The sequence below is a fragment of the Streptomyces sp. NPDC016562 genome (genome assembly GCF_043076955.1).
Taxonomy (GTDB): domain Bacteria; phylum Actinomycetota; class Actinomycetes; order Streptomycetales; family Streptomycetaceae; genus Streptomyces.
Genome location: NZ_JBIBRZ010000002.1, coordinates 1213871 through 1238670 on the forward strand (window position 1 = coordinate 1213871; position 24800 = coordinate 1238670).

The 24800-nt window shown below is 69.2% G+C and carries 19 protein-coding genes and 1 pseudogene; 10 read left to right on the forward strand and 10 right to left on the reverse strand.

The genetic code is table 11. From position 1 onward, the window contains the following. The first annotated feature begins 186 nt into the window (after positions 1-186). Complete coding sequence (locus ACF059_RS13105) at positions 187-1638, forward strand: non-reducing end alpha-L-arabinofuranosidase family hydrolase (protein WP_392055470.1); 1452 nt, start codon at positions 187-189, stop codon at positions 1636-1638. A 364-nt stretch (positions 1639-2002) separates the two neighbouring features. After that, positions 2003-2143 (forward strand): LuxR C-terminal-related transcriptional regulator, encoded by a 141-nt coding sequence (locus ACF059_RS13110; protein WP_392056676.1) that lies wholly within the window; start codon positions 2003-2005, stop codon positions 2141-2143. A gap of 29 nt (positions 2144-2172) precedes the next feature. On the opposite strand, the gene ACF059_RS13115 is transcribed toward ACF059_RS13110, so the two are convergent. From ACF059_RS13115 to ACF059_RS13130, 4 genes are all read right to left on the reverse strand, one after another. Then, complete coding sequence (locus ACF059_RS13115; RefSeq protein ID WP_392055473.1) at positions 2173-2808, reverse strand: VOC family protein; 636 nt, start codon at positions 2806-2808, stop codon at positions 2173-2175. 159 nt (positions 2809-2967) lie between these two features. Next, positions 2968-3888 (reverse strand): NUDIX domain-containing protein, encoded by a 921-nt coding sequence (locus ACF059_RS13120; protein ID WP_392055476.1) that lies wholly within the window; start codon positions 3886-3888, stop codon positions 2968-2970. 47 nt (positions 3889-3935) lie between these two features. Further along, entirely contained in the window at positions 3936-5951 is a 2016-nt protein-coding gene (locus tag ACF059_RS13125) for an ATP-binding cassette domain-containing protein (protein ID WP_392055480.1), read from the reverse strand. Positions 5952-6266: 315 nt separating this feature from the next. Continuing rightward, positions 6267-7460 (reverse strand): MFS transporter, encoded by a 1194-nt coding sequence (locus ACF059_RS13130; RefSeq protein ID WP_392055483.1) that lies wholly within the window; start codon positions 7458-7460, stop codon positions 6267-6269. A 61-nt stretch (positions 7461-7521) separates the two neighbouring features. On the opposite strand from ACF059_RS13130, the gene ACF059_RS13135 reads away from it, so the two are divergent. Continuing rightward, positions 7522-8538: an ArsR/SmtB family transcription factor gene (locus tag ACF059_RS13135; protein WP_392055486.1), complete on the forward strand. Its 1017-nt coding sequence runs from the start codon at positions 7522-7524 to the stop codon at positions 8536-8538. Positions 8539-8660: 122 nt separating this feature from the next. Further along, positions 8661-9311 (forward strand): signal peptidase I, encoded by a 651-nt coding sequence (gene lepB, locus ACF059_RS13140; protein WP_392055488.1) that lies wholly within the window; start codon positions 8661-8663, stop codon positions 9309-9311. A gap of 408 nt (positions 9312-9719) precedes the next feature. Here the strand turns inward: lepB and ACF059_RS13145 are convergent, their stop codons facing one another. Both ACF059_RS13145 and ACF059_RS13150 read right to left on the reverse strand, forming a co-directional pair. Beyond that, positions 9720-10583, reverse strand: a complete 864-nt coding sequence (locus ACF059_RS13145; protein WP_392055491.1) for a haloalkane dehalogenase — start codon at positions 10581-10583, stop codon at positions 9720-9722. A gap of 84 nt (positions 10584-10667) precedes the next feature. Beyond that, complete coding sequence (locus tag ACF059_RS13150; RefSeq protein ID WP_392055494.1) at positions 10668-11483, reverse strand: SDR family oxidoreductase; 816 nt, start codon at positions 11481-11483, stop codon at positions 10668-10670. Between the two features lie 80 nt (positions 11484-11563). Here ACF059_RS13150 and ACF059_RS13155 point away from each other — a divergent pair, with 80 nt between their 5' ends. Next, positions 11564-12142: a TetR/AcrR family transcriptional regulator gene (locus ACF059_RS13155; protein ID WP_392055496.1), complete on the forward strand. Its 579-nt coding sequence runs from the start codon at positions 11564-11566 to the stop codon at positions 12140-12142. Positions 12143-12452: 310 nt separating this feature from the next. On the opposite strand, the gene ACF059_RS13160 is transcribed toward ACF059_RS13155, so the two are convergent. Both ACF059_RS13160 and ACF059_RS13165 read right to left on the reverse strand, forming a co-directional pair. Next, positions 12453-13121, reverse strand: coding sequence for a hypothetical protein (locus ACF059_RS13160; RefSeq protein WP_392055498.1), 669 nt, complete (start codon positions 13119-13121; stop codon positions 12453-12455). An 834-nt stretch (positions 13122-13955) separates the two neighbouring features. Continuing rightward, positions 13956-14678, reverse strand: a complete 723-nt coding sequence (locus ACF059_RS13165) for an MOSC domain-containing protein (RefSeq protein ID WP_392055501.1) — start codon at positions 14676-14678, stop codon at positions 13956-13958. 744 nt (positions 14679-15422) lie between these two features. On the opposite strand from ACF059_RS13165, the gene ACF059_RS13170 reads away from it, so the two are divergent. Together ACF059_RS13170 and ACF059_RS13175 are read left to right on the forward strand one after the other, a co-directional pair. After that, on the forward strand, positions 15423-15770 hold the full coding sequence (locus ACF059_RS13170; RefSeq protein WP_392055504.1) for a VOC family protein: 348 nt from the start codon (positions 15423-15425) through the stop codon (positions 15768-15770). Between the two features lie 568 nt (positions 15771-16338). After that, positions 16339-16869: a GNAT family N-acetyltransferase gene (locus ACF059_RS13175; RefSeq protein ID WP_392055507.1), complete on the forward strand. Its 531-nt coding sequence runs from the start codon at positions 16339-16341 to the stop codon at positions 16867-16869. Positions 16870-17343: 474 nt separating this feature from the next. Here the strand turns inward: ACF059_RS13175 and ACF059_RS13180 are convergent, their stop codons facing one another. Then, entirely contained in the window at positions 17344-17835 is a 492-nt protein-coding gene (locus ACF059_RS13180; protein WP_392055509.1) for a hypothetical protein, read from the reverse strand. 698 nt (positions 17836-18533) lie between these two features. After that, positions 18534-19238, reverse strand: a complete 705-nt coding sequence (locus ACF059_RS13185) for a hypothetical protein (RefSeq protein WP_392055512.1) — start codon at positions 19236-19238, stop codon at positions 18534-18536. 674 nt (positions 19239-19912) lie between these two features. On the opposite strand from ACF059_RS13185, the gene ACF059_RS13190 reads away from it, so the two are divergent. From ACF059_RS13190 to ACF059_RS13200, 3 genes and pseudogenes are all read left to right on the forward strand, one after another. Further along, positions 19913-20230, forward strand: coding sequence for a CU044_2847 family protein (locus ACF059_RS13190; protein ID WP_392055515.1), 318 nt, complete (start codon positions 19913-19915; stop codon positions 20228-20230). 49 nt (positions 20231-20279) lie between these two features. Then, complete coding sequence (locus ACF059_RS13195; RefSeq protein WP_392055517.1) at positions 20280-24374, forward strand: trypsin-like peptidase domain-containing protein; 4095 nt, start codon at positions 20280-20282, stop codon at positions 24372-24374. 23 nt (positions 24375-24397) lie between these two features. Next, positions 24398-24571: pseudogene (locus ACF059_RS13200) on the forward strand (transposase); the annotation flags it as partial. Between the last annotated feature and the right edge of the window lie 229 nt (positions 24572-24800).

Sequence of the window (24800 nt, forward strand, 5' to 3'; positions counted from 1 at the left end):
AATGCCGAAGGTCCGGTGCTCCCCCCACCCCGCAGGGGTCATGTCCAGCCGCCGCCTCGGACGCGTCGTGCCCGACCCGCACGAACACCGAGAAGGACCGCCCCCGCCCAAGTCGCCCCTCGGAAGGTGCAGATGAACGCTCTCGGTGCAGCTCCACGAACCTCACGGCGAGGATGGCGGCCTCGAATGGCCGCTCTGCTGTCGATGGTCTTCGTAGCCGGCTTCCTGGCGATGGTGAACCCGTCGGCGGCCTCGGCGGCCTCGGTCGACACCGGCAAGTGGTACGTGCTGGTGAACCGCAACAGCGGCAAGGCGCTGGACGACTACAACTTCGCCACCGCCGACGGTTCGCCCGTCGTCCAGTGGACCCGGTCCGGCAACGAAGCCCAGCAGTGGCGCTTCCTGGACTCCGGCAGCGGCTACTACCGCCTGCAGAACCGGAACTCCGGCAAGGTCCTGGACGACTACGGCTGGTCCTCGGCCGACGGTGCCGACGTCGTCCAGTGGAGCGACCTCAACGCGACCAACCAGCAGTTCCGCCTCGCGGACTCCGCCGACGGCTACGTCCGCTTCCTGAACCGCCACAGCAACAAGGCCCTTGAGGTCCAGGGCGCCTCCACCGCCGACGGCGGCAAGATCGTCCAGTACGCCGACTGGGGTGGCGGCAACCAGCAGTGGCAACTCGTCCCCGTCGCCGACGTCGGCACCGGTACGTGCGCTCTTCCCTCGACCTACCGTTGGACATCGACCGGCCCGCTGGCGAACCCGAAGTCGGGGTGGGCCTCGCTCAAGGACTTCACCAGCGTCGTCCACAACGGCAAGCACATCGTCTATGCCACGACGCACAACACCCTCGCCGGTAACGACGGGCGCTGGGGATTGACGACCGTCAGCCCCTTCACGAACTGGTCCGACATGGCCACCGCCACCCAGAACACGATCCCCTTCGACGGCTTCGCGCCGACGCTGTTCTACTTCGCCCCGAAGAACCTCTGGGTGCTCGCCTACAACGGGGGTTGGCCCAACACCTTCTCCTACCGCACCTCGAGCGACCCCACCAACCCCAACGGCTGGTCCGCGCCTCAGGAACTGTTCACGGGCACCCTCCCGAAGGGTGGCCCCCTCGACGTCACCCTCATCGGCGACGACACGAACATGTACATGTTCTTCGCCGACGACGAAGGCGGCATCTACCGGTCCAGCATGCCCATCGGCAACTTCCCGGGCAGCTTCGGTTCGTCGTCCACGAAGATCATGAGCGACACGCCGCTCAACCTGTTCGAGGCGGTTGAGGTCTACAAGGTCCAAGGCCAGAACCAGTACCTCATGATCGTCGAGGCCCAGAACTACACAGGGTACGGTCGCTACTTCCGCTCCTTCACGTCCACCAGCCTCGGCGGCACGTGGACACCGCAGGCCGATACCGTGACCAACCCCTTCGCCGGCAAGGCCAACAGCGGCGCGACCTGGACCAACGACATCAGCCACGGCGATCTGGTGCGCACCAACCCCGACCAGACCAAGACCATTGACCCCTGCAACCTGCAGTTCCTCTACCAGGGGCGCGACCCCAGCACCGACGGCATGGACTACGGCCTCCTGCCGTACCGGCCGGGCGTGCTGACACTGCGGCGCTAGCCGGTGGGCGTGACACAGGGCCGGCTCCGGAGTCCCTGACGTTCGCGGGCGACGACGTACGCCGAACCGGGTGAGCGTCACAGTGGAGCGATGAGAAACGCGTGGGGTTGGAGCGGCGGGCTCGGTGCAAGGCCGAGCCCGCCGTACACATGCCGCTGGGACTCAGGTTCGTTGCTCCAGGACCGCGTCCAGTGCCCGTCGGATCGCGCCCGGGCGCGATCGCCTCCTCGCCGAGCTCCGATGCCACCACCTTGGGCGGCACGACGCAGAGCTCGTCGAGCCGACGCTGCAACTGGGTCGTCACCAAGTCCTCCCGGTCCCTGCGAAACCGCCGCCGGCCGCCAGCAGGCCAGGGTTGTAGGCCATCGCCGACCACCTCCGAGTCTCGCCCCGGACCGCCGAGCACCACGTCGCCAACGCCTTGCGCAAACTCGGAATCAGCAGCAGGACGCAGCTCGCCGCCGCGCTGGCCACCACGGACGAGAAACCCTCGACGCCCGAGTAGCTCCCAGCTCCCAGCTCCGAGCTCCCGGGTCAGATCGTGACCGGGCCGTGGGCGGTGGCGAACTCGACCGCGACGAGGCCCGGTTCCTCTTCCTCGACCCAGGTGACCTCGATCTGGTCGAGGGGGTGGTCGGCCGGTTCGCCGAGGAATTCGGCGATGGAGGCGGCGTCGCCGGCGATGGAGACCCCGTGGATGGTGGTGGGGGTCCGCGGGTCGGCGCTCGGACGCTCCTCGGTGGGGACCAGCCACTGGAGGAAGTACGGCAGTTGCGGGTCGTCCATCAGCTCCAGCAGGCCGATCTGCTTCCACCTCAGGTCGTACCCGTCGGGGCGGACACGGTGACCCTCGGCCGAGGTGCGGCCGAGGCGGGCCTCGACCGGGGTGATGTCGTCGACGGAGACCACCCATCCGAGCCAACCGCCACCCTCGGCGGCGCGGCGCGCGACGGCCTGGCCGAAGGGGGCGCGGTCGGCGGCGGGGTGGTCGAGTGTGGTGACGACCTCGACGTAGGTGCCGCCGCTCAGCGGGAGGATGAAGTTGCGCGTGCCGAACCGCGGGTGCACGCCCCCGTCGACGAACCCGGCGCCGAGGGCCGATCCGATCCACTGGACGGTAGAGACGAAGCTGTCGCGGGCCACCGCATAGGACACGTGATCAAGTCGCACCGCGCCATCATGACCCGCCGACCCGCACACCTCTGGACGCCACGCCAAGCAGACCTCCACCGTGTTCGCCGATCCGCCCGATGGCCTGCGCGGCGAACAGGTGCCGCCGCTACGGCGCCGGACGGAGGCCTGCGGCATGGTGGCGGCACGGTCAGACGGTCAGGTCCAGCCGAGTTCGGTGTAGGTGCGGCCGGCCCGGATGCCGTCGATCGCGGCGCGGGTGTAGGGGACGAGCCGGTCGGGGAGGGCGTCGGCGGGCCACCAGTCCCACGAGACGCAGCGGTCCGGCTCGCGGACCTGCGGTGTGCCGGTCCACCGCCGGGCGCGGAAGACGAGCTGCATACGGGGCTGCCCGCCGGGATGATCCACGACGTGCACGACGTGCACGAGCTCGACACCGCCCGGGTCCACCTCGATGCCGGCCTCCTCCTGTGCCTCGCGGACCAGGCAGGCCACGGCGGACTCCTGCTCGCAGTGGCCGGCGAGGAAGTGGTGGGTGGAGCCGGCGTATGCGGAGTCGGGGTGCCGGAGGCCGAGGAGTACCTTGCCGTCCTGCTCCAGATAGAGGTGGACGCCCACGACGTTGAGGCGCGCCCGCCCTCCGGCGCGGGCTTGGACCGGTACCGGGGCCACGGTGGAGGCACGGGCACGGGCACGGGCACCGGTCTGGGCCTGGTGGAGGTCGATGACCTCCTTCGTCCACGGGCACATCGTCAGGTACCGGATGGTGCCGGCGTCGAAGTGCCGGAACATGATGCCCTCGGGACACGGCAGGCTGTCGGCGTCGCCGTCCCAGGCACCGAGGTACACGCGGATCCGGCCCTTGACCCCGTCGGGGCCCCGGCTTTCGACCACCGTGAACTCCTCCAGCGGGACCACCAGACCGGTCTCCTCCAGCAGTTCGCGCTCCACCGCCTCCCGGCAGGACTCCGCTCCTTCGCGGCCGCCGCCCGGGAGGCTCCAGGTCCCCGGATCGCAGATCCTCTTGTTGGCGTCCCGCAGGTGCAGCAGGTAGCGGCCTCGGGAGTCCACGAGCAGCGCCGCGGTTCCGCTGGGGTCGTCGGTCAGGGGCACGGTCATCACAGGCTCCTTGAGGTGGGGATGCGGCGGATGCGCCGGGTGAGCGCTCATGAACGGTCCTTCGCGGCCGGTGCGTCGTGGTCGCCGACCGGCTGCGCCGGGAAGGAGGCGTCGAAGGCGGCGGCCTGGACGAGGTAGGCGTCGCGGAAGTCCCCGGTTCCGGTCTTCGCGTGCATCAGCTCGGCGAAGGTCCCCGACTCCGCGACCCGCCCGTCCTTGAGGACGTGGATCAGGTCGGCGTGACGTACGGAGTGCAGGCGGTGGGTGATGAGCACGATGGTCTGCCCAGTGGTCGCGGCGAGCGCCCGGATCTGGTCGAAGACGCGCTGCTCGGCGACCGCGTCGAGCGCGCTGGTGGGCTCGTCGACGATGAGGATGTCGGCCTGCCGGTACTTGGCGCGGGCGATGCCGATGCGCTGCCACTGGCCGCCGGAGATCTGGTGGCCGCCGCGGTAGCCGCGGGCCAGCAGGGTGCCGAGCCCCCGGGGCAGGTCCGCGAGGACCTCGTCGGCCCCGGAGAAGGCGGAGGCCCTCTCCACCGCCGGGTCGTCGATGGCCCGGGCGGCCTCGCCGATGCCGACGTTGACGCGGAAGGTGAACGGCCAGTGGTAGAAGTCCTGTGACATCAGGGCGACGCGTCCGAAGACCTGGTCGCGGTCCGCGACGGCGGCGTCGACGTCGTCCCACCAGATCGCCCCGCTGCCCTCATCGGGCAGGTACAGGCCGGCGAGCAGTTTGACCAGCGTGGACTTGCCGGAGCCGTTCTCGCCGACCAGCGCGATGATCTTTCCCGTGGGGAACGCCAGGCTGACGTCGCGCAGCGTGGGTGCGGGCTTCTCGGAGCCGCTGCCGGGGTAGGTGAAGGTGACCTTCTCGAACCGGACCTCCCGCAGCCGCTCGGGCAGCGGCTGCCCGCCCACGGGGATGGCCCGGGTCCTCGCCTCCCGGCACAGCCGCTCGAAGTCGGCGACGAACAGCGATTCCTGGTGCAGCTCGGTGATCTGCAGCACCAGGGTGTCCAGGCTCGCGGCGCCGGTACGGATGGCCAGGACGGCCGTGCCCGCGACGGCGAGCTCCATCGCCCCGCCCCAGAGCAGCGCGCCCAGGGCTCCGTAGGCGAGGAGGGTGGCGATTCCGCCGGCGCCGTCGGCGATGAGGCCGATGCGCGCGGCGCGGCGGGCCAGCCGGGTCTGCTCGCGCTCGCCGGTCTCGGCCATGGCCCGGAAGTGGCCCAGCAGGAACGGTCCGACGCCGTGGACGCGGACCTCCGCCGCCGCCTCCTTCTGGGTCAGCAGCTGCCCGAGCAGATGCCCGGCGCGGGCGTGCTGGACGAAGGCGTGGAAGGAGATGTACCGCTGCTTGGCGATCGTCAGCGAACTCCAGGCGCTGGGCAGGGTCATCAGGACCAGCAGCGGCAGCAGGACCGGGTGCAGGACGGTCAGCACACCGGCCGCGGCGATGAGCGAGACAGCGGAGTTGAGGGTGTTGGTGCAGTAGCGGATCATGCGCCGGGCGGAGTCGGCCCCGTACCGGGCCGCGTCCAGGAGCCGGTGGAACTCGTCGTCCTCGATCGCCGCGAGCTCCGTACGGTGTACCAGCCCCAGGTACTGCTCGGTCGCGACCCGCTGCACCTTCGGCTCCAGCGCCCCTGTGGCGGCCGTCGACGCCGACCGCAGCAGGGACCCGAGTAACGCGGTGACGGCCACGACGACGAGCGCGGGCACGGCCTGGGTGAGCCGCGCGTGGGTGCTGCCGGTGCCGAGGATGTGGGCGAGCACACTGTTGACAGCGACGAGCCCGACGGCCTGGGCGACGCCCCGGCCGGCCTCGGAGGCCAGGACGATGCGCAGGGCCCGAGCGTCGGCCAGGTGCGCGAGCCGCAGGCCGGTCCCGGCCAGGCGCGGCAGTTGCCTGGCCATGGTCCACAGCCCGAGCTTCAGCCAGGCACCCTCGTGCCGCTCCCAGCCGATGTCGTAGGCGAGCTCGCCGCCGAAGAGGAGCCGCTCGGAGTCTGACACCGGCGCGGCGCCGGGTCCGGATCCGGTCTTCTCGTGCTCGCTCATGCGGCCCTCCCCGTAGGCAGTCGAGACACACTGGAGCGGGTGAGGGGCGCGTCAACGTGGCGCCCGCGCGCCGGGCAAGGGCGGAGGGCGGCCTTGGGATGTTCGATTGTGGCTGGCGCTGTGTGGTGGGGCGGCGACGGATTCACGAGGTCCTCCGGATGGGCGTACGACTGGTACTGGTGCTCTAAGAACGGCTACCGATCGGGTCCGTCACGGCCGATCCGGGGGCGCATGGTGAACGAATGTTCTGGTTGGCGTGGGTGGGCTTGGCGTACCTGTGGGGGCGGCGCTGAAACTCGCTCGAACAGGGTGGACTCACCCGGCCGGGGGATTGTCGGCCGTGGCCTCGCCCGTCGCCGTGCCCCCGCGTAGTCCTGGCGCGAGAAGCGAGGTCGCGGTCAGCGAGACCGCTGCCGTCACCACGATGCCGATGGCCGGTGACGTCAGTTCCGCCACGGCCCCGGCCATGGCCGCGCCGACACCTTGCATGGTGAGCATCCCGGAGTTGTGGAGGCCCAGCGCCTGCCCGCTGAGCGCGTCGGGCATCAGCCCCATCAGCCGTTCCTGGAGCAGGAGTCCGGCCGCGTACCCGAACGTGGCGACGGCCACCAGCGCCAGGGCGACGGGCAACCCCGGCCTCAGGGGAAAGAGCAGGTAGGGGGCGGCGAGCAGGACACACAACGGGACGGAAAGCCGCTCTCGCCACCGGACCGGCAGGAAACGGCCCACGACGACGTCCCCGACGAGCATCCCCACCGCCCCGAAGGCGAAGAGCAGGGCCGCGTCATCGGGCGCGTACGGGACGTACAGCGACTCGACCCCGACGATCAGCCCGTTCGGCACCCACAGCGCGAGGTAGACGTACCGCCGGGGCGCCGACGACCAGAGCCGTGCGTTGGTACGCCAGGTCTCGGCGACCGACGCCCTCCCCGTGCCCCGGGGTGGCCGGCTTCTGAGCCCGCAGCCCGCCACCACAGCGGCCAGCACGTACAGGCCGGCGGACAGGAGCAGCGTGCCGCGCGCCGAGAACACCGTCACCAGCGCGCCGCCGAGCGCGAAGCCGAAGATCTGGACGACTCCGGCCGACATGTTGAAGACGGAGCGCCCCAACAGGTAGCCGTCCCGCGTCAGGACCTCGCTGAGCAGCCCGTACCGCACCCCGCCGCTGACCGACCCGACCACACCGAGCCCCAGGAGCACTGCGAACACGGCCCAGACCGGCAGCCCGGCCTGCACGGCTGAGCCCGCACCGAAGAGGAGGCCGAGGGCCGTCATGGCCGCGCGCGGTGGCAGCCGGTCCGCAGCGGACAGTACGGTGGCCGCCCCTACGACCTGGGCGAACGCGGTACCGAACATGGCCAGGGAGGACAGCAGGGCCGAGTCCGTCTGCCGGTACACCAGGACGCTCAGGGCCAGCCCGCTCACCGTCTGGGCCATGGTCTGCCCGGCCGAGGCGAGGAAGAGAGGGGTGAACTCGCAGGTACGAAAGAGCTTCCGGTACGAACGCATGTCGGGCAGCCTCTCCGGCAGGCGATCCCGGCCGTTAGATTTTCGCGGGGAGGCGAAACCAATGGGCTGGTGGCGAGTCGATACGGACACTCTTGCCGGGAGCCGTTTCGTCGTCTCTCCGCTGGCCGAGGTGCTCGCCGGCCTGAAGACCCTGCATCGCGGCCGCGGCGCCCACGTCGGTGAGCACCGGTGGCTCGCCGCCCACCTCTCCGGCTACCGGGACCGTCTTGCCGGCGACCCCGTCACCGCCACCCTGGTCAGGGCCGCGCTCGGGCGCCGGTGGAACGCAACCTTCCTCACTCCCACGCCCCTCCTCGGCGACGGGGGCCGCGCCTTCGCGGAGGAGGTGGAGCACATCCGCAGCAGTGAACCGGCGGGCGTTCGCGCTGACTTGGAGGAGTCACTGAACGGCCCGCTGCCGAGTCTCCTGCGCCGCGACGACCTGGCCCAGCGGGCCGCAGACCTGCTGGAGTGGGTGTGGACCGAGGCCGTCGAGCCCACCTGGCCGCGCCGGCTTCGAATGATCGAGGCGGACATCGTCGCCCGTACCGCGCGGCTCGGACTGCACGGCTGGGCCACCGCTCTGGACGAGATGCGCCCGGACATGCGCTGGCTCGGGGGCGACCGTCTGCAGATCACCGTCTGCGACAGCCCACCGCTGGAGCTCTCCCGCGGGCAGCTGATGTTCGTCCCGGTCACCCTGAGCCAGAGCTGGGTGTGCTGGGACGTCCCGTTGGCCGCGTCCGCCGCCCCCCGGCGTTCGCGGTCCGCCCGACGGTACGCGGTCGTCTACCCGTGCGCGGGGGTCCTGGCCGACGACGACCTCCGCACCCCGCCGCCACAGGCTCTGGCCGCTCTACTCGGCTCGGCCCGCGCCGAACTCCTCACCCTGCTCGACACCCCGAAGAGCACGACCCAACTGGTCGCTCTCACCGGCCTCCCCCTGGGCTCGGTGGGCCGCCACCTGCGCATCCTGCGCGAGGCCCGTCTGGCCCAGCGCCGACGCGCAGGCCGCTCGGTCCTCTACTTCCGCACTCCGACCGGCCAGACCCTCGTGGCAGCACAACTCCCGGCGTGAGCACGGGCATGCCAAGGTCAACCAGCTCCGGTGAGCCGTGGGGGCGGCCGGGGGCCCCGTGTCGTGTGGTTTCGGCCAGACCGTAGTCTTCTGGCCATACGCACGGGTGGGAGAGGGTACGGATGGCACGCAAGCCCGGACGCCGAAGGGGCATTGGGGCGATCGCCCTGCTGGTGCTGGGCGTCGCACTGATCGGCGGACCGATCGCGTTCATGCTGAGCTCGTTCACCGCGACGCATCAATCCGGCGACAGCATGCGGCCCACGGTCATGCCGGGGGACCTCATCCTCCTGCGCAAGGATCCGACCGAGGTCCGGCGCGGAGACGTGGTGATCTACGATTCCGGCGAGTGGGGGATGCAGGGCCCGATCCTCGGACGAGTGGTAGCGGTGGGGGGCGACCGCATCTCCTACGCCCTGGGGAACGCGACCCTGACCCTGAACGGTCAGCCGCTTGACGAGCCGTACGTGAACGGCGCGCCCGGGGACGGTGGGGTGCCCTTCGACGTCGAGGTGCCGAAGGACCGGGTCTTCATCCTGGGCGACAACCGCGGCAACGCCGCCGACTCGCGCTTCCATCAGGACACCAACAAGGGCACACTGCCGGAATCGGCCGTGACGGGGGTCGAAGAAGGCCAGGGGAGCCCGATATCCATGGGCTTCGGCTTGGCGCTGTTCGCGGGGATATGCCTGCTGCCCGTAGCGGTGGGTCTGGGGATCTCCGCGCGTGTGGTGCGGCGGCGGAAGCCCGTGCCGGCGGCGGTCCGGCCCTGATCAGGGCCAGTCCTCGGTGATGGGGTACATGTGGGCGTAGGGGTTTGGCTCCCCTGTAGAGGGGTCCAGTCCGGCTCTGGGCCGTCGATGTTGCTCTCGCCGGCTGACGAACGTGTCCGTCCGCTTCCCCAGCGACGCATTGCCGAGCGGGCACGCCTCGAACTGGCCCCGCATCATGCGGGTACGTGTCCAGCAGAGCCTTGTAGTCACTGGGCAGCTTGGCGCCCAGCGCCGCTTCTGCCGCAGTCCAGTCGATCTGCTCGCCGCCTGCGAGGTCTGCCGGTGAGGGGCCCGGCCGAGGGCTTCCCGGTCGGCACTTCCGCCGGGTAGCCGACCGGAGCCGGCGACTGGCTCCGTATCGCCGGTACGACGCCGCTCCTGGGCCACGGCTGGGGGAGCGGCCGTACCTCAGCGCAGGGCGTGCCGGTCCGCCCAGGCGGTGAGGGCGGCGGCGATGGTGAGGGGCTGGTCCTCGGGGGTGTGGTGACCGGCGACCGCGTCGTGGTGCTCGATCTCGAGTGCGGCGATGTTGCGCGCGCACCAGCCGACCACCTCCGGGCCCATCATGGTGCCGGGACCGGCTGCGAAGGTGAGCAGCAGTTTGGGTACGTCCGTACTGCCGGCCAGCCACTTGTCGTAGTCCTCGATCCGGGCGACGACGTCGGCGGGTTCGCCTCCCAGTGGCATCGAGCGGGGCCACTGCAACAGCGGTCGGCGGCTCTCCCTCGTCGGGAACGGGCGCCGGTAGACGTCCAGGTCGGCCGGGTCGAGCGGGGCGGCGACGGTGCCGGGCAGGGCCTGCTCGATGAAGGCGTTGTCGTCGAGGATCATGGCCTCACCGACCTGAGGCGTCTTGATCGCCTGGAACATCGGACGGCCGCCCTCGGGGAACTCCTCCCAGGTCATCGGCTTGACGATGGTCTCGGTGAACGCGACGCCCCGCACGCGCCCGGGGTGCCGGGCGGCCCAGTCGAAGGCAAGGGCACCGCCCCAGTCATGCCCGACCAGCACCACGTCGTCGAGGCCGAGCGCATCGAACCAGGCGTCGAGGTAACGGGCCTGGTCGGCGAACGTGTAGGCGATGTCGGGCTTGCCCGACTCGCCCATGCCGATCAGGTCGGGGGCCAGCAGCCGGCGCGGTGCGCCGACGGCGGGCAGGACGTTGCGCCATAGGTAGGAGGAGGTCGGGTTGCCGTGCAGGAAGACCATCGGCGCACCCGCGCCGAGTTCGCGGTGGTACATGGTGGAGTCGAGAACGGGCTGAACGGGCAAGGGAGTTACTCCTGTCGCGAGGTGGGGCTCGGGGTTTGGTGGCAGGTCCTGGTTGCTGGTTGCTGGTTGCTGGGTACGGGGAGGTCAGTGGAAGGCGGCCGCGGTGCGTGCGGCCCAGTCCGCAAAGGTGCGCGGTGCCCGGCCGAGGAGCTGCTCGACGGCGGGGCTGGGCTGCTGCTCGGCGGGCAGCGGCTCGCCGAGGATGGCGAGGGTGCCCTCCACCACCGGTTCGGGCATGAAGGCCAGCATCCGCGTGCGGGCCTCTTCGCGGGACTGCTCGACGAACCGCACCGGCGTATCCAGGGCCTCGCCGATCGCGGCGGCTCGCTGACGCGGAGTCACCGGGGCGGGCCCGGTGAGCTCGTACGTGCTGCCCGCGTGGCCGGTCCCGCGTAGGACCGCGGCCGCGACCTCGGCGACGTCCGCCGGGTCGATGGTGGGCAGTCCTACGTCGCCGAACGGCGCGGCGGCCGTACGGTCCGCGCGGATCGTTCCGGCCCAGGCGAAGCTGTTGGAGTTCAGGCCACCGGACCGCAGGATCGTCCAGTCGAGGCCCGACCGGCGCACGGCCTCTTCGAAGGCCGCGGGGTGGCGGTAGACGTCCGGCCGTGTGCCGGCCCCTTGTGAGGAGAGCAGGACCACGCGCCGTACTCCGGCTGTCCTGGCGAGGTCGAGGATGCCCTGCGGGTCCTCGCCGGCCACCAGCAGGAACAGCGCCCGGGCCCCGTCGAGTGCGGGGCGCAGGCTCTGCGGGTCGGCCAGGTCGGCGGCGAAGTGCCGTACACCGTCCGGGCGTTCCTCTGCGTGGCGGGAGACGGCGGTCACCTGCTCGCCGGCCTCGACGAGGACCCGTACCAGCTCGCGGCCGACGTTTCCGGTGGCACCCGTAACAACGAACATGAAGGCCCTTTTCTAAGTTAGTTGACCGACTCAGAACGGGATCGTAGCCCGCGCCGCGTCAGGCGTCTAGAGTTAGTCAGGTGACTCACTCAACGAATGCCCGCCGTTCATCGGGCAAGCGGGAACGGCTGGCGGCCGCGGCGGCGCAGGTGCTGCACGAGAAGGGCGTCGAACAGACGACGCTCGCCGACATCGCCCGCGCGGCGGACGTCCCGGTCGGCAACGTGTACTACTACTTCAAGACCAAGAACGAGCTGGTCGAGGCGGCGATCGACGCCCACATGCAGGGGCTGCGGACCGCGATCGAAGCGCTCGACGCACTGCCCACCCCGCAGGAGAGGCTGAAGGCGCTTCTGCGGGACTGGGTGGAACAGCGCGAGGTCACTGCCCGGTACGGCTGCCCCACCGGGAGCCTCGCCTCGGAACTCGACAAGCGGGCCGACGGCCTCGACGCGGCGGTGGCCAAGGTGATGCAGCACCTCATCGACTGGGCCGCAGAACAGTTCCGGGCCATGGGCCGCGAGGACGCGGGCGAGCTCGCGGTCGCCCTGGTCGCGGCGTACCAAGGGATCTCCCTGCTCACGAACACGTTCCGCGACCCCGACCTGATGGCGGCCGAAGGGCGCCGCCTGGAACGGTGGATCGACTCGCTCACCTGACGCGGCGCCGCCGGACCGGCCGGAGGGCGCGGGTCAGCGGCCCTGGGCACCTGCGCGCGCGGGCATCGCCGTAGGCGTGGCCGTGGCCGTGGCCGGCGGCGCGAACGGCCGAACCGGCGCCCGGCGCGTTGTGGATCGGACCCCGGGCGAAGACGAAGGCGATAGCGCTGGTCGGGGGAGGGGCGGTGGCGATGGCGGAGGGCCGGCGAGCGGGCACCCGGACGCTCTCCGTCCTCACCGCGGCCCGGCAGACGCCAGCCAGCCTCCTGGCGATCAAGAGCCTAAGACCGACTCCGACTGGCCCTAGCGTTCACGCAGCCGGCGCCGACCCCAGGTAAGGGGCGAAGTGCTCGGCCACCTCGGCCGCCACCTCCGTCGCGCTGAGCGTGCCGTCGACTTCGATGACGCGGATGCCAAGACGGCGGGCGTTCTGTGCCGCATCCTCGGCGATCAGCCGGTCGCGCGCGATGCGGTTGGCTTGGGCGCGGGCTGGGTGCGTGACAAGGGCGTTGAGGGCTCCCGCGCGCGGAAGGGTACGGAGCTGGTGGCGGCGGAAGGCTTCGGTGGGGACGAGGACGATCATGCGCCGGAGCGAGTCGAGCAGGGGCGCCACAAGCTCTGGTCTCAGCCCCCACCCCTCTGCGATCGTCGGCCGAGCGGTGAACCATGCGCGCAGGTCGTCCAACACCCACTCGAAGCGGATCGGGAAGCCGGCCAGCGCTTCGGAGGCCATCTCCTCCGGGCTCTGTTCCACCCAGACATGGTCGGGGCTGGGATCTCCCAGGGGCTCGCCCAGGGCGACCCTGCGCGCGATCCGGCGATCCTGGTGACCGCGGGCGTCGTGATAGTCGTAGTGATACACCGTCAGGCCATGCCGCATGGCGACGATCTCTGCCACGGTGGTCTTGCCGGACCACTGCGCGCCGCCGATCCACAACGTGCGCCGCAGGCTGCCGTGCGGGTCCCAGATCTCTGCCATGAGCGTCCTCCCGTTGGAGACGGCGCAGACCTCCGCCCGGTAATGAGTGTCCGGGGTGGAGAGCAAAAAGTGCAGTCTTGTCTTCACCGGGTGGTTGGCAGAGAGTGGTAGGGAGGGCGGGGGGCGATCTCGTGGATGCCGAGTGGGACCTCTCGGTCGACTCCGCGTCCGCGCGCGCACCACCACCACGCCGCCGACGCCTGGTAAGTTCCGCCGCCCGCGCTCATAACCAAGATCCACCTGATCGCGGACGGCCGTGCCGGGGGCTCGCCGGCATTACACCCGGGGGCTGCACCCCCAAGTGCGGCTACATCCATCTCGGCCCGTCGACCGCAGCCATACGCCTCATGCGGCTCCGTCCGCGATCGCCAGGACACTGGATCAAGTGTGTGGTGATCTCTTCGCGTGGCTCGGGGAGAGCTGACGGATGTCCAGTGGGCGGCGCTTGCTGGTAGGCATCAAGACCGGTCGGCCGCCGGTTCACACGAAGCGGTAGCGGAGCCCCGGTACGGGCCGCCCGCGTACCCGCCCGGTCAGGCCTGCGGCTCCGCGGCCCATCGTGCATACCTGCCCCGACGCGGCATCCGCTTGCACGATCCCGGAGAAGGCTCGACCAGATCGCGAACCGCAGGAAGCGAGGCTCGTACGGTGGCCGGGCATCTAAGCTCGACGAGGAGGATTGCAAGGTCACGCCACGCCGTGCAGGGCGGCACCCATCGCCTCAGGCAGCACCGTACCGTCGTCACGCGCCACGACAAGCTCGCCGTCCGCTACGAGGCCACCGTAGTGGTGGCGGCATGGACGAATGGCTCTGACCTGGGCCTCTCGCGGAGACTAGAGAAGGGTGATGGTGTCCCCGGTCTGCACCAGCCCTGGAACCGTGACGACCGCCAAGGCGTCCAGGCGTGTCTCGTGGGCGTTGGCGATGGCTCGCAACACCAGCGACGAATGAGGCAGGTCCTGCTGGGCCTCATTGATCATCACGCATCGCTCGCTGGATCGCACGAACTCGACGCACAGGCCGTCACCGATCCGCGCCTTGCTCCCGAACCACTCGTCCTCGACGAAGGGAGGGGTGCCGGGCGGAGTTCGAACCAGGAGATTCGGCCGGAAGCGTCGTTCGTCGACAGGTACCCCGGGAACGACCGAGCGCACCCAATCGAGCGTGGCCGTGGTCAACACACTCAGCGGGAGTTGGTCGAAGTGGGAGACGGTGCCTTCGCGTGCTACTTCGACGTCATCACGGCCCAGATAGCCCCGAAGGTACATAGTGGGGTCGGGGACAACGACGCCTTGCGAGTCCAACAGTTCGACGTTGTCGATGTCGATGTGGACGTCGTCGGCGTATCGGGAACGCAGGTGCAGCAGGCCGGGCATCCTGCGGAAGCGACGCGTGTTCTTCCCCGAGCCGAACTTGCCCGCGCTGTCTCGCACCGCGAAGAGACGATCCCCGAGCAGCCCCCTCGCATCGGCGCCCACACGCTGGAGCAACTCACCGCCAGTCGACTTGATCGGATATCGCCAGACTCGTTCAACTACGCCGAGGACGCCCGTCATCCGGCAGAGGCTACACCAGCCCAGTAGCACCCACTCGTCCAGCTTGGGTGGGCGTCCGGTGGCGGCCCGTCGCCCCAGCGCCGAAGCACCACCCTGTTCCACACTCGCCTCAACGCCGCATGTCTCGGCACGTCCCCCACCGCGCGACCTGGGGTCCGCTCAGATGGCCATCTGCTCAAGGACGGACGCGTTCGGTAGGTGGTAGTTCGCCTGCTCGGTACGCACTTCGGCCAGCTGCTCGCGGTCAGCTGTTTTTTGAGTTCGTCCAGCTCCGCACGGCTCTGGTCCAGCAGTTTCATGCGCCGGCCGGCAGCGGACTGTGCCCGCTACCCCAGTGCACGGGCCAGAGCGCCGCCGAGGACTGACACGGATCTCGGTTTCGGAGACAATCCCGATCTCTGCGCCCATGAGTGGCGTAACCACCGCGCGAGCCGGTCAGACAACGCGGGGCCGGTGACAGCCAAGCGGATGGGCTGGATCGACCGTCGGTCGCTCGGGCAGCAGCGTCGAGAGTCGGTTGCACAACGGACCGGTCAGTCACGAGCGAGTACGGGCACAGGGCCCCCACTGATCACAGCATGCCGCAACCGTGATCATGAATACCTGTGCCGGGTTCGCTGCCGGGGCACTCCACGCCGCCTATCCGCGCAGGCGCTGCGGCGTGTTATCGAAAGTGCGTGTGGCAAGGGGTGTGGAGTAGTACTCCTAGAGCCTCAGGACGTGTCTCTTCACTTGGAGTTGTTGATGGCCATTCGCCGCGTCGTACCCAATGTCCAGTCGGAGGTTGTGCAGGAGAGCCGGGAGTTCTACGGCCTGCTCGGGTTCGAGGAGGTCATGAATCACGGCTGGATCATGACGCTCGGCTCCCCGTCCAGCCCGGCGGCGCAGGTCAGTTTCATGGCCAGCGACAAGACCGCCCCAGTCACGCCCGACATGAGTATCGAGGTGGACGATGTGGACGCGGCCTACGAGGTCATGCAGGCGAGCGGCGCGGAGATCGTGCACCCCTTGCAGGACGAAGAGTGGGGAGTGCGCCGGTTCTTCGTCCGTGACCCCAACGGCCGGGTGGTCAACGTGCTGGGCCACCGCTGACACTCCGTCCTGGCGAACGGCCGCCGGGGGAGCCGTGTTTCTTGTGGAAGGCGTACGTCTTGTCGGCGCGCATCCGGTCGGGCCGGGTGTGTGGCCTGGCAGGGCCGATGTGACGCATCCGGATCTTCTTCAGCACGGGCTCGAACTGAGGGGAGCCACCATCCTGTCCGCCCCGGTTTCGGCTGTGATCATGATGGAGATGGGCTTCGGGCCTTGCCTGACGGCCAGGGTGCGGCTTGGCGGTCAGGCCGCCGTGCGAGCCGACCGAGTCCGTGGTCGTCCGGCTCGACAGCGACCCCACCGGGGGGTCTCTTGCCGCCCCTTCGATACTCAGGCCCGCCGGGGCGTCGCCCCAAGGGCTCGGTCATCGACAGTTCTCATGGCGGGCTCACCCCAGGCACTTACGGCGCGGTCCGCGATGGATGCTGGCGCGGCTCCGTCTCGGGGCGGTGGCAGCTGATCTGCTGTTGCTGCGACGGTTGTTGACCAGCCCGGATTGTTGTTGCGGGCGGTGTTCGGTCGGGATATTCGCTGGTCGTCGCTCGTTGATGGTGGTCATACTGCCGCGATGGAGCCAGCGACTCTTGAGACCGATCGCCTGGTGCTGCGGGCTTTCACACCTGCCGACGTGGATGCGGTGTACGAAGCGTGTCAGGACGAGGACATCCAGTTCTATACACCGGTGCCGGTGCCGTACCGGCATGAGGACGCGGAGAAGCTCGTCGGAGAGGAACTGCCCGCTCAGTGGGCCGAGGACAAGGACTACACCCTCGGCGCGTTCCGCAAGGACACCGGCGCCCTGGTCGGCTCGTACTGCCTGACCCTCATCAGCCGCGGCGTCTGGGAGCTCGGTTACTGGGCGGTCAAGGAGCAGCGCGGACGCGGGTATTCGCTGGAGGCCGCTCGGGCCCTGTGCGACTGGGGCTGGGCCACGCTCGACGTGCACCGCATCGAGTGGTGGGCCATGGTGGGGAACACCGGCTCGCGTGCCGTCGCCGAGAAACTCGGCTTCACAGTCGAAGGGATGCTGCACCATCGCAGCATCGCCAACGACGGCAAGCCGCACGACTGGTGGGTGGGCGGACTACTGAGGCCCTGATGCTCCGGCAGCGGGGACGAGAAGTGGCCCGTGCGACCTTGATCCATCCTGCCTTCTACGGCGTCTCTCGTGCACGTCTCGGCGAGTTACCGGGGCCTGGTCAACCCCGTTCCCTCGGTGAGCGGTACACCTGGCGGGAGATGCGCCGACGGCAGTCCGCGGAGCGGATCGGCGTCGAGCGCGCCAACGCCGAATTGCAGCAGTGCCGCCCGCATGCCCAGGCCTCAGTCGCGGACCCAGTCGTGACCGGCTGGACGCCCGAGTTGGCGTAGTCGCGAGGCAGGGACGGCGAGCAGGGAGGCTGAAAACGGGGCGTGAGGCGTGCGACTCAGGACCGGCGATCCGTCCTCGGCGCGACCGGGGCGTCGTCAGCATTGAGTGCTGAACGGGTCCATTGGGCGTCGGGGGCCGCCGCCCTTCGTCGGGTACCTGTCCGGCTCCTGCCCGTGAAGTCACCGGCTGGTGCGGTGTCGATCAGCACCATGCGCTGCCGTCGTGGCTGGCTGTCAGTTCGATGGTGTACTCGCTCGGTTTCGCCTGGGGTTCGCCCGGGATGTTGTAGGCGTCGGGAAAGGACATCGAAAGGTGGATGGTGAGGTCGCCCTTCTGGCGAGTGAAGCAGTGCGCACCGCCCATGGATTCGCTCGGATCGGGCTGCCAGCCGTGCTGGGCTGCTGTGACCCGGTAGTGGGCGATGAGGTCATCGCGACTTCCGGGGTGGTCAAAGGTCCGACCGGCGTACGCGAAGCCGTCGTCTTCGTCGCACCCGCTGTAGGGATCAGAGACCTGGGTGGACCCGGGCCACGCGGCAGTCAGAATCGGGTCCTCTTGCAGTTCGCCGGCAAGGTGCGCATCGCGCTGCGAGCAGCCGATCAGGGCAGACGCCGCTACCCACGCCCCCGCGCAGCAAGCTGAGGGCACGGCGAGTGCCAGGAGGACTACGGCAGCACGCTTGTGTATTTGCATAGCCGAGGAGCCTAACCAGCCAGACCATGGCTGCAACACTCTTTCGACCTCCGAGTGTGGCCGGGCCTGCGTACATCGCGCGACGGACTTTGCATCGCCGCTGTACAGACAGCCCTCGGGCCAGCTTCGACGGCGATCAATCCGGCTTTGCTGTTACAGGTCACCTAGTAAGTGGCCACCTCCGTACCGATGCGGCGCAGCGCCGACAAACGTGCAGAGCCGACTCGCCGAAGGCGACGCCGACGTGCAGCGGCTGAAGGCGAAAACGACAACTGCAGCTGGCCTGCTGCCCGTCCGGGACGTGATCGACCGCGCACCCGGGCGCGGAGACCTCGACTCCGGGCCCGCGCGGGAGGTGAGCGGTCTGCCCAGGTCCGGGTGAGCGAGCCATTCGACCGGGAGGAACCTGGCGCCTCGGCCCTTCTCGGCCTCACCGCCGCCATCTGCTGCTACAAGCGACTCGTCCGCCGGACCACATAGGACCCGGTCTTTCCCCAGACCGAAGGGCTCATCCATTAGGAGAAACGCCCGGGGACTGCCTGTAGGTGCCAATTGTTTCGGGCGGCCGAGGGCGTCAAGGAACGCGTGGCACCAAGTCGGTGGTTGGAACTGCCCATCAGGTGGCGAGGGAGAACGCTGCAAAACCTCGTCACCTGCTGTGGCAAATAACACCAGAAGGTGAACGGTCACCGAACGAGTCAGTCTGGAATGCGAATCTCACTGATGAGCCGCTGATGTATCGAGTTCATCAACTTCTCATTCTGTGCATCGCTAAGAGTCTGAGCCATGATGAAGTGGGAGTCGTCGGCGATGTACCGGGAGGCGCTGATCGCGCTGTCAGGGTCGCCCTCCTTGGTGGAAAGACGGAGGTCTAGGGTTGGGTGACCCTTAAATTTTGTCTCTTGCATGCTGGACTTGACGACCGCGCTGCCAGATTCTTTACGGAAACCACTGATTGCCCCCTCGGCCGCGACGCGAAGGTCACTCATCTTTGGGGCCTGGGCATCGCAGACGGTAAAGAGAACAGTCACAGGCTCCGTCGTTACGGCCGAGTAATCCCGGCAGGGCGATTCGCCGAATTCAACGGCCTCTACCTCGCCGGGAAGTCGGGCGGTGATGCCACTCGGGGTGTCGGTGACCTGCGCCCAATCCACGGCGGGAAGGTTGATTGCGACTGGCATCACGGGCGCTGCGGCGCGGCGCGGCGTCACTGCGGTCGCTGATGCGTCGGTGGGTATCAGTACGCCTCCTGCAGCCAGGGCTACCGAGGAGCCGTACATCAGCAGGTGCTGCGACATGGCGCGAATTTGCCAGCGGATGGATACCACAAATCCAGGATTCACCCGAGCGGCTTCACTGGCAAGCTGAAGATGCGTGGCCTCGCGGCAGGCAAAGGAGTTCATGGTCCCCTCGAGTCGGGCTGTCGGGCGCGGTTTACGTGTGTCACCGTCCGACCGATCACGGCCGCATTGCGCAGAGCCTCCCGACCTGCGAACAAGCCGGTGGTCATGCCCATTGATCAGCGGTCGGTCGATGCCCCGGAGCCAGTGACACCACCTCCGCTGCCAACTGGTGGACCGCAGGAGACTAGGCCTTCGCGTGGTGGCTTCACCAGCAAGATCTACGTGAGGCCGACGGTCGCTTCCGCCCGTCGTTCCTACTCGGCACGGCCGGCGCCGCGGACCGGCCCTCAGCAAGCCGGCCGTGCCAGGAGAACCCGCGGCGCCGGGGCAGCCGGCACACGATCCCGGAGAAGTCCGCCAGCCGGGCCACCCGCCTGCGAAAGGGCGCTCGCGGCGCCTGTCACCGGGTGTCGACGAGAACCACAAACAAGAAGCGCAGCACACGGGCAGTCAACCGGCTGAAGGAGAGTCGTGCCGTCGCCACTCCCTACGACGAGCGCTGGTACGGATTCGTCGGAACCGCGACAGCACCTTTCTGATCATCTGGCTCGAACTTGATCAGCAGGAACAGGGCCCGGCCGCCTCGTACGGCCCCCTCCGAGCTGCGGCTCGTACCGAGACCACCGGATGCTGGGCGGGGCCTTGATGCGCCCGTGGGTGACCGAGGAGGCACATTGACATCTCTGGCCCGGATCCCGCTGGAGGGCGGGGGATCCGTACTGGTGGAAACGGCAGCCGGCATCGAGGGGCCGGTGAAAGCCGGTCGCATCGGGGACGCCATTCGCGAGGTACCGCAGACCTTGCAGGAAGCCTTGGAGTCGGTCACCCAGGTCGCGCAGGCAGCCCTCGAACAGCTGCGCAAGGCTCGGCCCGACCAGATCACCGTCGAGTTCGGCGTGGAACTGGCCGTCGAGGCGGGCGCGGTGATCACCAAGAGCAAGGCGAACTGCCATCTGCAGGTCTCCGTGTCCTGGCAGGGCGACGATGGCTAGCACCGGGAACGGGGCGGAGGGCGGTACGCCGTCGGATCTGCCCACAGCGGTGGCGCAGATCCTCGGGCCGGACGGAGAGGTGGCGGGTGCGGGCTTCCTGGTGACCCAGGATGTCCTGGTCACGTGTGCGCACGTGGTCCGGACGGCCGGAGCCGGGCCGGGCCAGCTGCTGCGGGTGACCTTCACTCATGTGGCCGGTGCGGACGGGCTGGAGGGGCGCGTAGAGGAGTGGCGTGCACCCGAGGCCGAGGACGTCGCCTTCATCCGGATGCGCAAAACACCACCGGGTACGCGGGTGCTGTCACTGGGTTCTGCCGAGGGATGTGGCGGCCACCGTGTCCGGTCGTTCGGCTTTCCGGCCCAGGCACAGCGGGACGGCCACCTCGGTTTCGGCAAGGTGGGTGATCTGCTGCCCGCCTCCCAGAATACGAAATCGCTCCTTCAGCTGACCGAAGCCAACGATCTCACGACCGGTTTCAGCGGCGGGCCCGTCTTGGACGAGATGACCGGCCTGGTCGTCGGCATGGTCACCGAGATCACGGTTCCCGACGGTTTCGCGCGGGGGCAGAACATCGCGTACGTCACCCCGACCGAGGTCTTGCGTGAGGTACGCCCGGGGCTGGCGGCACAGGAAGTCTGCCCCTACCGGGGTCTGGAGCCCTTCACGGCGGAGCATGCCCAGTGGTTCCGGGGGCGTGGCGAGGCGGTACGGCAAGTGCTGGCGGAGCTGGCCTCGGGCCGGCGGCTGACGTTGCTGCTGGGGCCGTCCGGTTCAGGCAAGTCGTCGTTGGTCCAGGCCGGCGTGCTGCAGGCGTTGAGTGAGGGGGAGGTGCCGGGGGGCGACCGGTGGCTGCCGGTGCTGGCGCGGCCCCGGCAGGACCTGCCGGCGGAGATCGAGCGAGCCGGACTGCCGGGGGCAGCGAGTGACGGGATCTGCGCTGCGGTTGCCGACAGGCTGGCGAATGAGCCCGATCACCAGCGCGTCCTGGTGGTCATCGACCAGTTCGAAGAGCTCCTCGTTCAGGGCGCCGGCGGCCGGCCCCGGGACTTCCTGGCCGTGATCGACGACCTCACGGCGGCGGTCGGCGAGCACGGCCCGCTCAGCGTGCTTCTGGTCATGCGCGACGACTTCTACCACCAGCTGGCCGCTCTCGCTCCGCAGCTGCTGGCAGCAGCGACACCCGGTCTCCTCAATGTGCCCGGCGAGCTGGGCGCGGACGACCTCCACGAGATCATCGTGGAGCCCGCGCGGGCCGTAGGACTTCACTTCCAGCCCGGTCTGCCGGAGCAGATCATCAGCGACATCCTGGCGAGCAGCCCCGAAGGGACGCCGTTCCGCCGGGCTCCGGTCACCGTGCTGCCGCTGCTGGAGTTGACGCTCGACCAGCTGTGGCGCAGGCGGAAGGACGGTTTCCTCACCCACGAGGGATACCGACGCATCGGTGGGGTCACAGGAAGCCTGACCACGTGGTGCGACAGCGCACTTGGGCAGCTGTCTTCCGGTCAACAGGACATCGCGAGGCACATCCTCACCTCCCTGGTGCGCCCGGCAGACCGCAGTCGTCGTATTCCCCCCGTCCGCGCTCAGGTGCCCCTCGACGAGCTGCGCAACCTGGCGGTCGGCCCGGACAGGTCACCGGACGGTGACGTCGATGCCGTCATCGCCACTCTCGCCCGCCATCGCATCATCACCACGCAGAGGCCTCGCGATCCCCAACGCCCCGACGCGCCTCCGGGCGAGCCGGTGGCGGAGCTGATCCACGACGCGCTCATCCGGGACTGGGGTGTACTGAGGGAGTGGGTGCGCGAGGATCACGAGTTCCATGAGTGGCTCGACCGAACCCGCGCACGACAGGTGCGCTGGGCCGAGATGCGCGATCCGGGCGACCTCCTGGCGGGGACGGCGCTGGCGGAAGGCATGGACTGGTCCCGGTCCCAGCAGTGGCGCCTGCCGGACGACATCGCGTCGTTCCTTTCCGCCAGCCGGCAGCGCCAAGAGGCGACTGCTCAGCGGCGCAAACGCCTCATCACCGTGCTGGCCACGTTGCTGGTGCTCGCGCTGCTGGCCGGCGCTGGAGCGTTGTGGCAGTGGCAGACGGCTGCCGCGCAAAGACAGGCCGCGTTGTCCCGTCAGCTGGCCGCCCAGTCGGACACGATCAGCAAGACGAACCCCGAACTCGCATCACTTCTGGCTGTCCAGGCGTACCGGACGAGCTCCACTGCCGAAGCCCTCCACAGCCTTCGAACTGCCTCCTCCCTCCCCCTGCAGCGCCGATTGACCGGGCATGCCCAAGCGGTGGATGCCGTTGCCTTCAGTCCCGACGGCAAAACCCTCGCCACCGGGAGTCTCGACAACACCGCACGGCTGTGGGACGTGCACACCGGCAAGACCCGCCACACCCTGAAGGGACACACCGATCAGCTGTTTGCCGTGGCCTTCAGTCCCGACGGCAGTCTTCTCGCGACCGCCGGCCGGGAGGCAGAGGTGCGGCTGTGGAAGGTGGCCACCGGCGAGCATCTCGCCAGCCTGACAGGCCACCAAAGCGGGGTGACCTCGGTGGCGTTCAGCCCCGACGGGAAGACCCTTGCCGCCGCCAGCTACGACACCGTGCAGCTGTGGGACCTGAAGGACCAAAAGGCGGGTGCCGTCCTCAGGGGACACACGCGCCTCGTGACGTCGGTGGCGTTCAGCCCGAACGGGAAGACCCTCGCCACCGGAAGCGGCGACAACACTGTTCGGCTGTGGGACATGGACACCGGCAAGACCCCCCGCATCCTGAAGCAACACACCGCACCGGTGAACGCGGTGGCGTTCAGCCCGGACGGCAAGGCCCTCGCCAGCGCCTTCAACGACGCCGTCGTTCTGGTATGGGACGTGGACTCCGGCAGGCCTGGCCCCGAAATCGGCACCGTCACCGAATCGGTGGCGTTCAGCCCCGACGGCCGAACTCTGGTCACCGGCGGCAGCGGCTACCAAGGGGACTACTCCGTAACCCTGTGGAATCCGAAGACCGCCGCGCCGATCTCCTCCCTGACCGGGCACAGCGACCAGGTGCTTCGGACAGCGTTCAGCCCGGACGGCAAAACCCTCGCCAGTGTCGGCCGCGACCACACCGTGCGTCTGTGGGACGTGAACCCCAAGCTGACGGGCACTGCACTGACAGGGCACACGGATCTGGTGTCGTCAGTGGCGTTCAGCCCGGACGGCAAAACCGTGGCCACCGGCAGCGCCGACAACACCGCACGGCTATGGACCGTGGCCACCGGTACGTCCCGCCCGCCGTTGGTGGGACACTCCAACCAGATCAGCTCGGTAGCGTTCAGCCCCGACGGCGCAACCCTGGCCACGGCCAGCTTCGACACCACGGCGCGGCTTTGGGACGTGAAGACGGGCAAGATCCGCCACATCCTGGCGGGACACGAGAACACTGTGAACGCGGTGGCGTTCAGCCCCGACGGCAAGACCGTGGCCACCGCCGCCTCCGACCGGACGGTTCGGCTGTGGGACACGGAAAGCGGCAAGATCCGCCACATCCTGAAGGGACACACCGATTACGTGCTCGCGGTCGCCTACAGCCCGGACGGCAAGACCCTCGCCACCGGCGGCTATGACTACACGGCCCGAATCTGGGACGTGGACACACGCCGCACCCTCCACATTCTGCGGGGACACAACGGCCGCGTCAGGTCGGTGGCATTCAGTCCGGACGGGAAAACCCTCGCGACCGGCAGCGGCGACCAGACAGCCCGGCTGTGGGACACGGACCGGGGCAAGACCCGCACCACCTTGCTCGGACACACTCAGGAGGTCTATTCCGTGGCCTTCCACCCCCACGACAGGGTCCTCGCCACAGCCAGCAGCGACCACACGGCACGGCTGTGGGACAGCCGCTCCGGCAAAGCCACCTTCACACTTACCGGACACAGCTTTCCCGTGGCCGGTGCGGCCTTCAGCCCGGACGGCCACGTGCTCGCCACGGCCAGCCTGGACTACACCGCGCGCCTGTGGGCCGTTGATCTCCCCCACCCCGCCGCAGCGATCCAGAAGATCTGCCGTGCCGTCAACCGCGACTTGACCTCGCAAGAACGGGCCGCCTATCTGCCAGGGCAATCGGCAGGCTCCGTCTGCCCACTCCGTCACTGATCTTCGCTGCGCTCCCGACCGTGATCGAGTCATCAGAGCGGCTCGGCCGCCGTCGGTGGGTGATCGAGCGGACCACGTCATGGCTGACCGGCTACCGTCGGCTCAACCACCGCTACGAGCGTCATCCCCGCAACTACCTGGCCTTTCTCGGCCTTGCCACCGCCGTCTGCTGCTACAAGCGACTCGTCCGCCGGACACATAGGACACGATGTCTTAGTGTCGTGGTGACCCGCCGAGCTTCCCGCCTGTCGTCCCGCTTGGGAGCAAAGGGCCTGGGCAGGCGCTGCACGAATCGGGAGGCACGTCCCCGGGCTGCGTGCCTGCGGCCGTGGGGTGAGCGAGATGGATCGGTCAGGCCATGCGGCCGAGCTGGTCGAACCGGCCGGCCGGTCCCGGGGGTCAGCGGGGAGGAGCTGGTTGCGCAGC

Excerpts from the sequence above, each read along its gene's own strand:
- ACF059_RS13105 (WP_392055470.1), top strand. The coding sequence starts at position 187 with ATGGCCGCTCTGCTGTCGATGGTCTTCGTAGCCGGCTTCCTGGCGATG.
- ACF059_RS13120 (WP_392055476.1), bottom strand. The coding sequence starts at position 3,888 with ATGACCGTGCCCCTGACCGACGACCCCAGCGGAACCGCGGCGCTGCTC.
- ACF059_RS13125 (WP_392055480.1), bottom strand. The coding sequence starts at position 5,951 with ATGAGCGAGCACGAGAAGACCGGATCCGGACCCGGCGCCGCGCCGGTG.
- ACF059_RS13130 (WP_392055483.1), bottom strand. The coding sequence starts at position 7,460 with ATGCGTTCGTACCGGAAGCTCTTTCGTACCTGCGAGTTCACCCCTCTC.
- ACF059_RS13135 (WP_392055486.1), top strand. The coding sequence starts at position 7,522 with ATGGGCTGGTGGCGAGTCGATACGGACACTCTTGCCGGGAGCCGTTTC.
- lepB (WP_392055488.1), top strand. The coding sequence starts at position 8,661 with ATGGCACGCAAGCCCGGACGCCGAAGGGGCATTGGGGCGATCGCCCTG.
- ACF059_RS13150 (WP_392055494.1), bottom strand. The coding sequence starts at position 11,483 with ATGTTCGTTGTTACGGGTGCCACCGGAAACGTCGGCCGCGAGCTGGTA.
- ACF059_RS13160 (WP_392055498.1), bottom strand. The coding sequence starts at position 13,121 with ATGGCAGAGATCTGGGACCCGCACGGCAGCCTGCGGCGCACGTTGTGG.
- ACF059_RS13165 (WP_392055501.1), bottom strand. The coding sequence starts at position 14,678 with ATGACGGGCGTCCTCGGCGTAGTTGAACGAGTCTGGCGATATCCGATC.
- ACF059_RS13170 (WP_392055504.1), top strand. The coding sequence starts at position 15,423 with ATGGCCATTCGCCGCGTCGTACCCAATGTCCAGTCGGAGGTTGTGCAG.
- ACF059_RS13175 (WP_392055507.1), top strand. The coding sequence starts at position 16,339 with ATGGAGCCAGCGACTCTTGAGACCGATCGCCTGGTGCTGCGGGCTTTC.
- ACF059_RS13180 (WP_392055509.1), bottom strand. The coding sequence starts at position 17,835 with ATGCAAATACACAAGCGTGCTGCCGTAGTCCTCCTGGCACTCGCCGTG.
- ACF059_RS13185 (WP_392055512.1), bottom strand. The coding sequence starts at position 19,238 with ATGAACTCCTTTGCCTGCCGCGAGGCCACGCATCTTCAGCTTGCCAGT.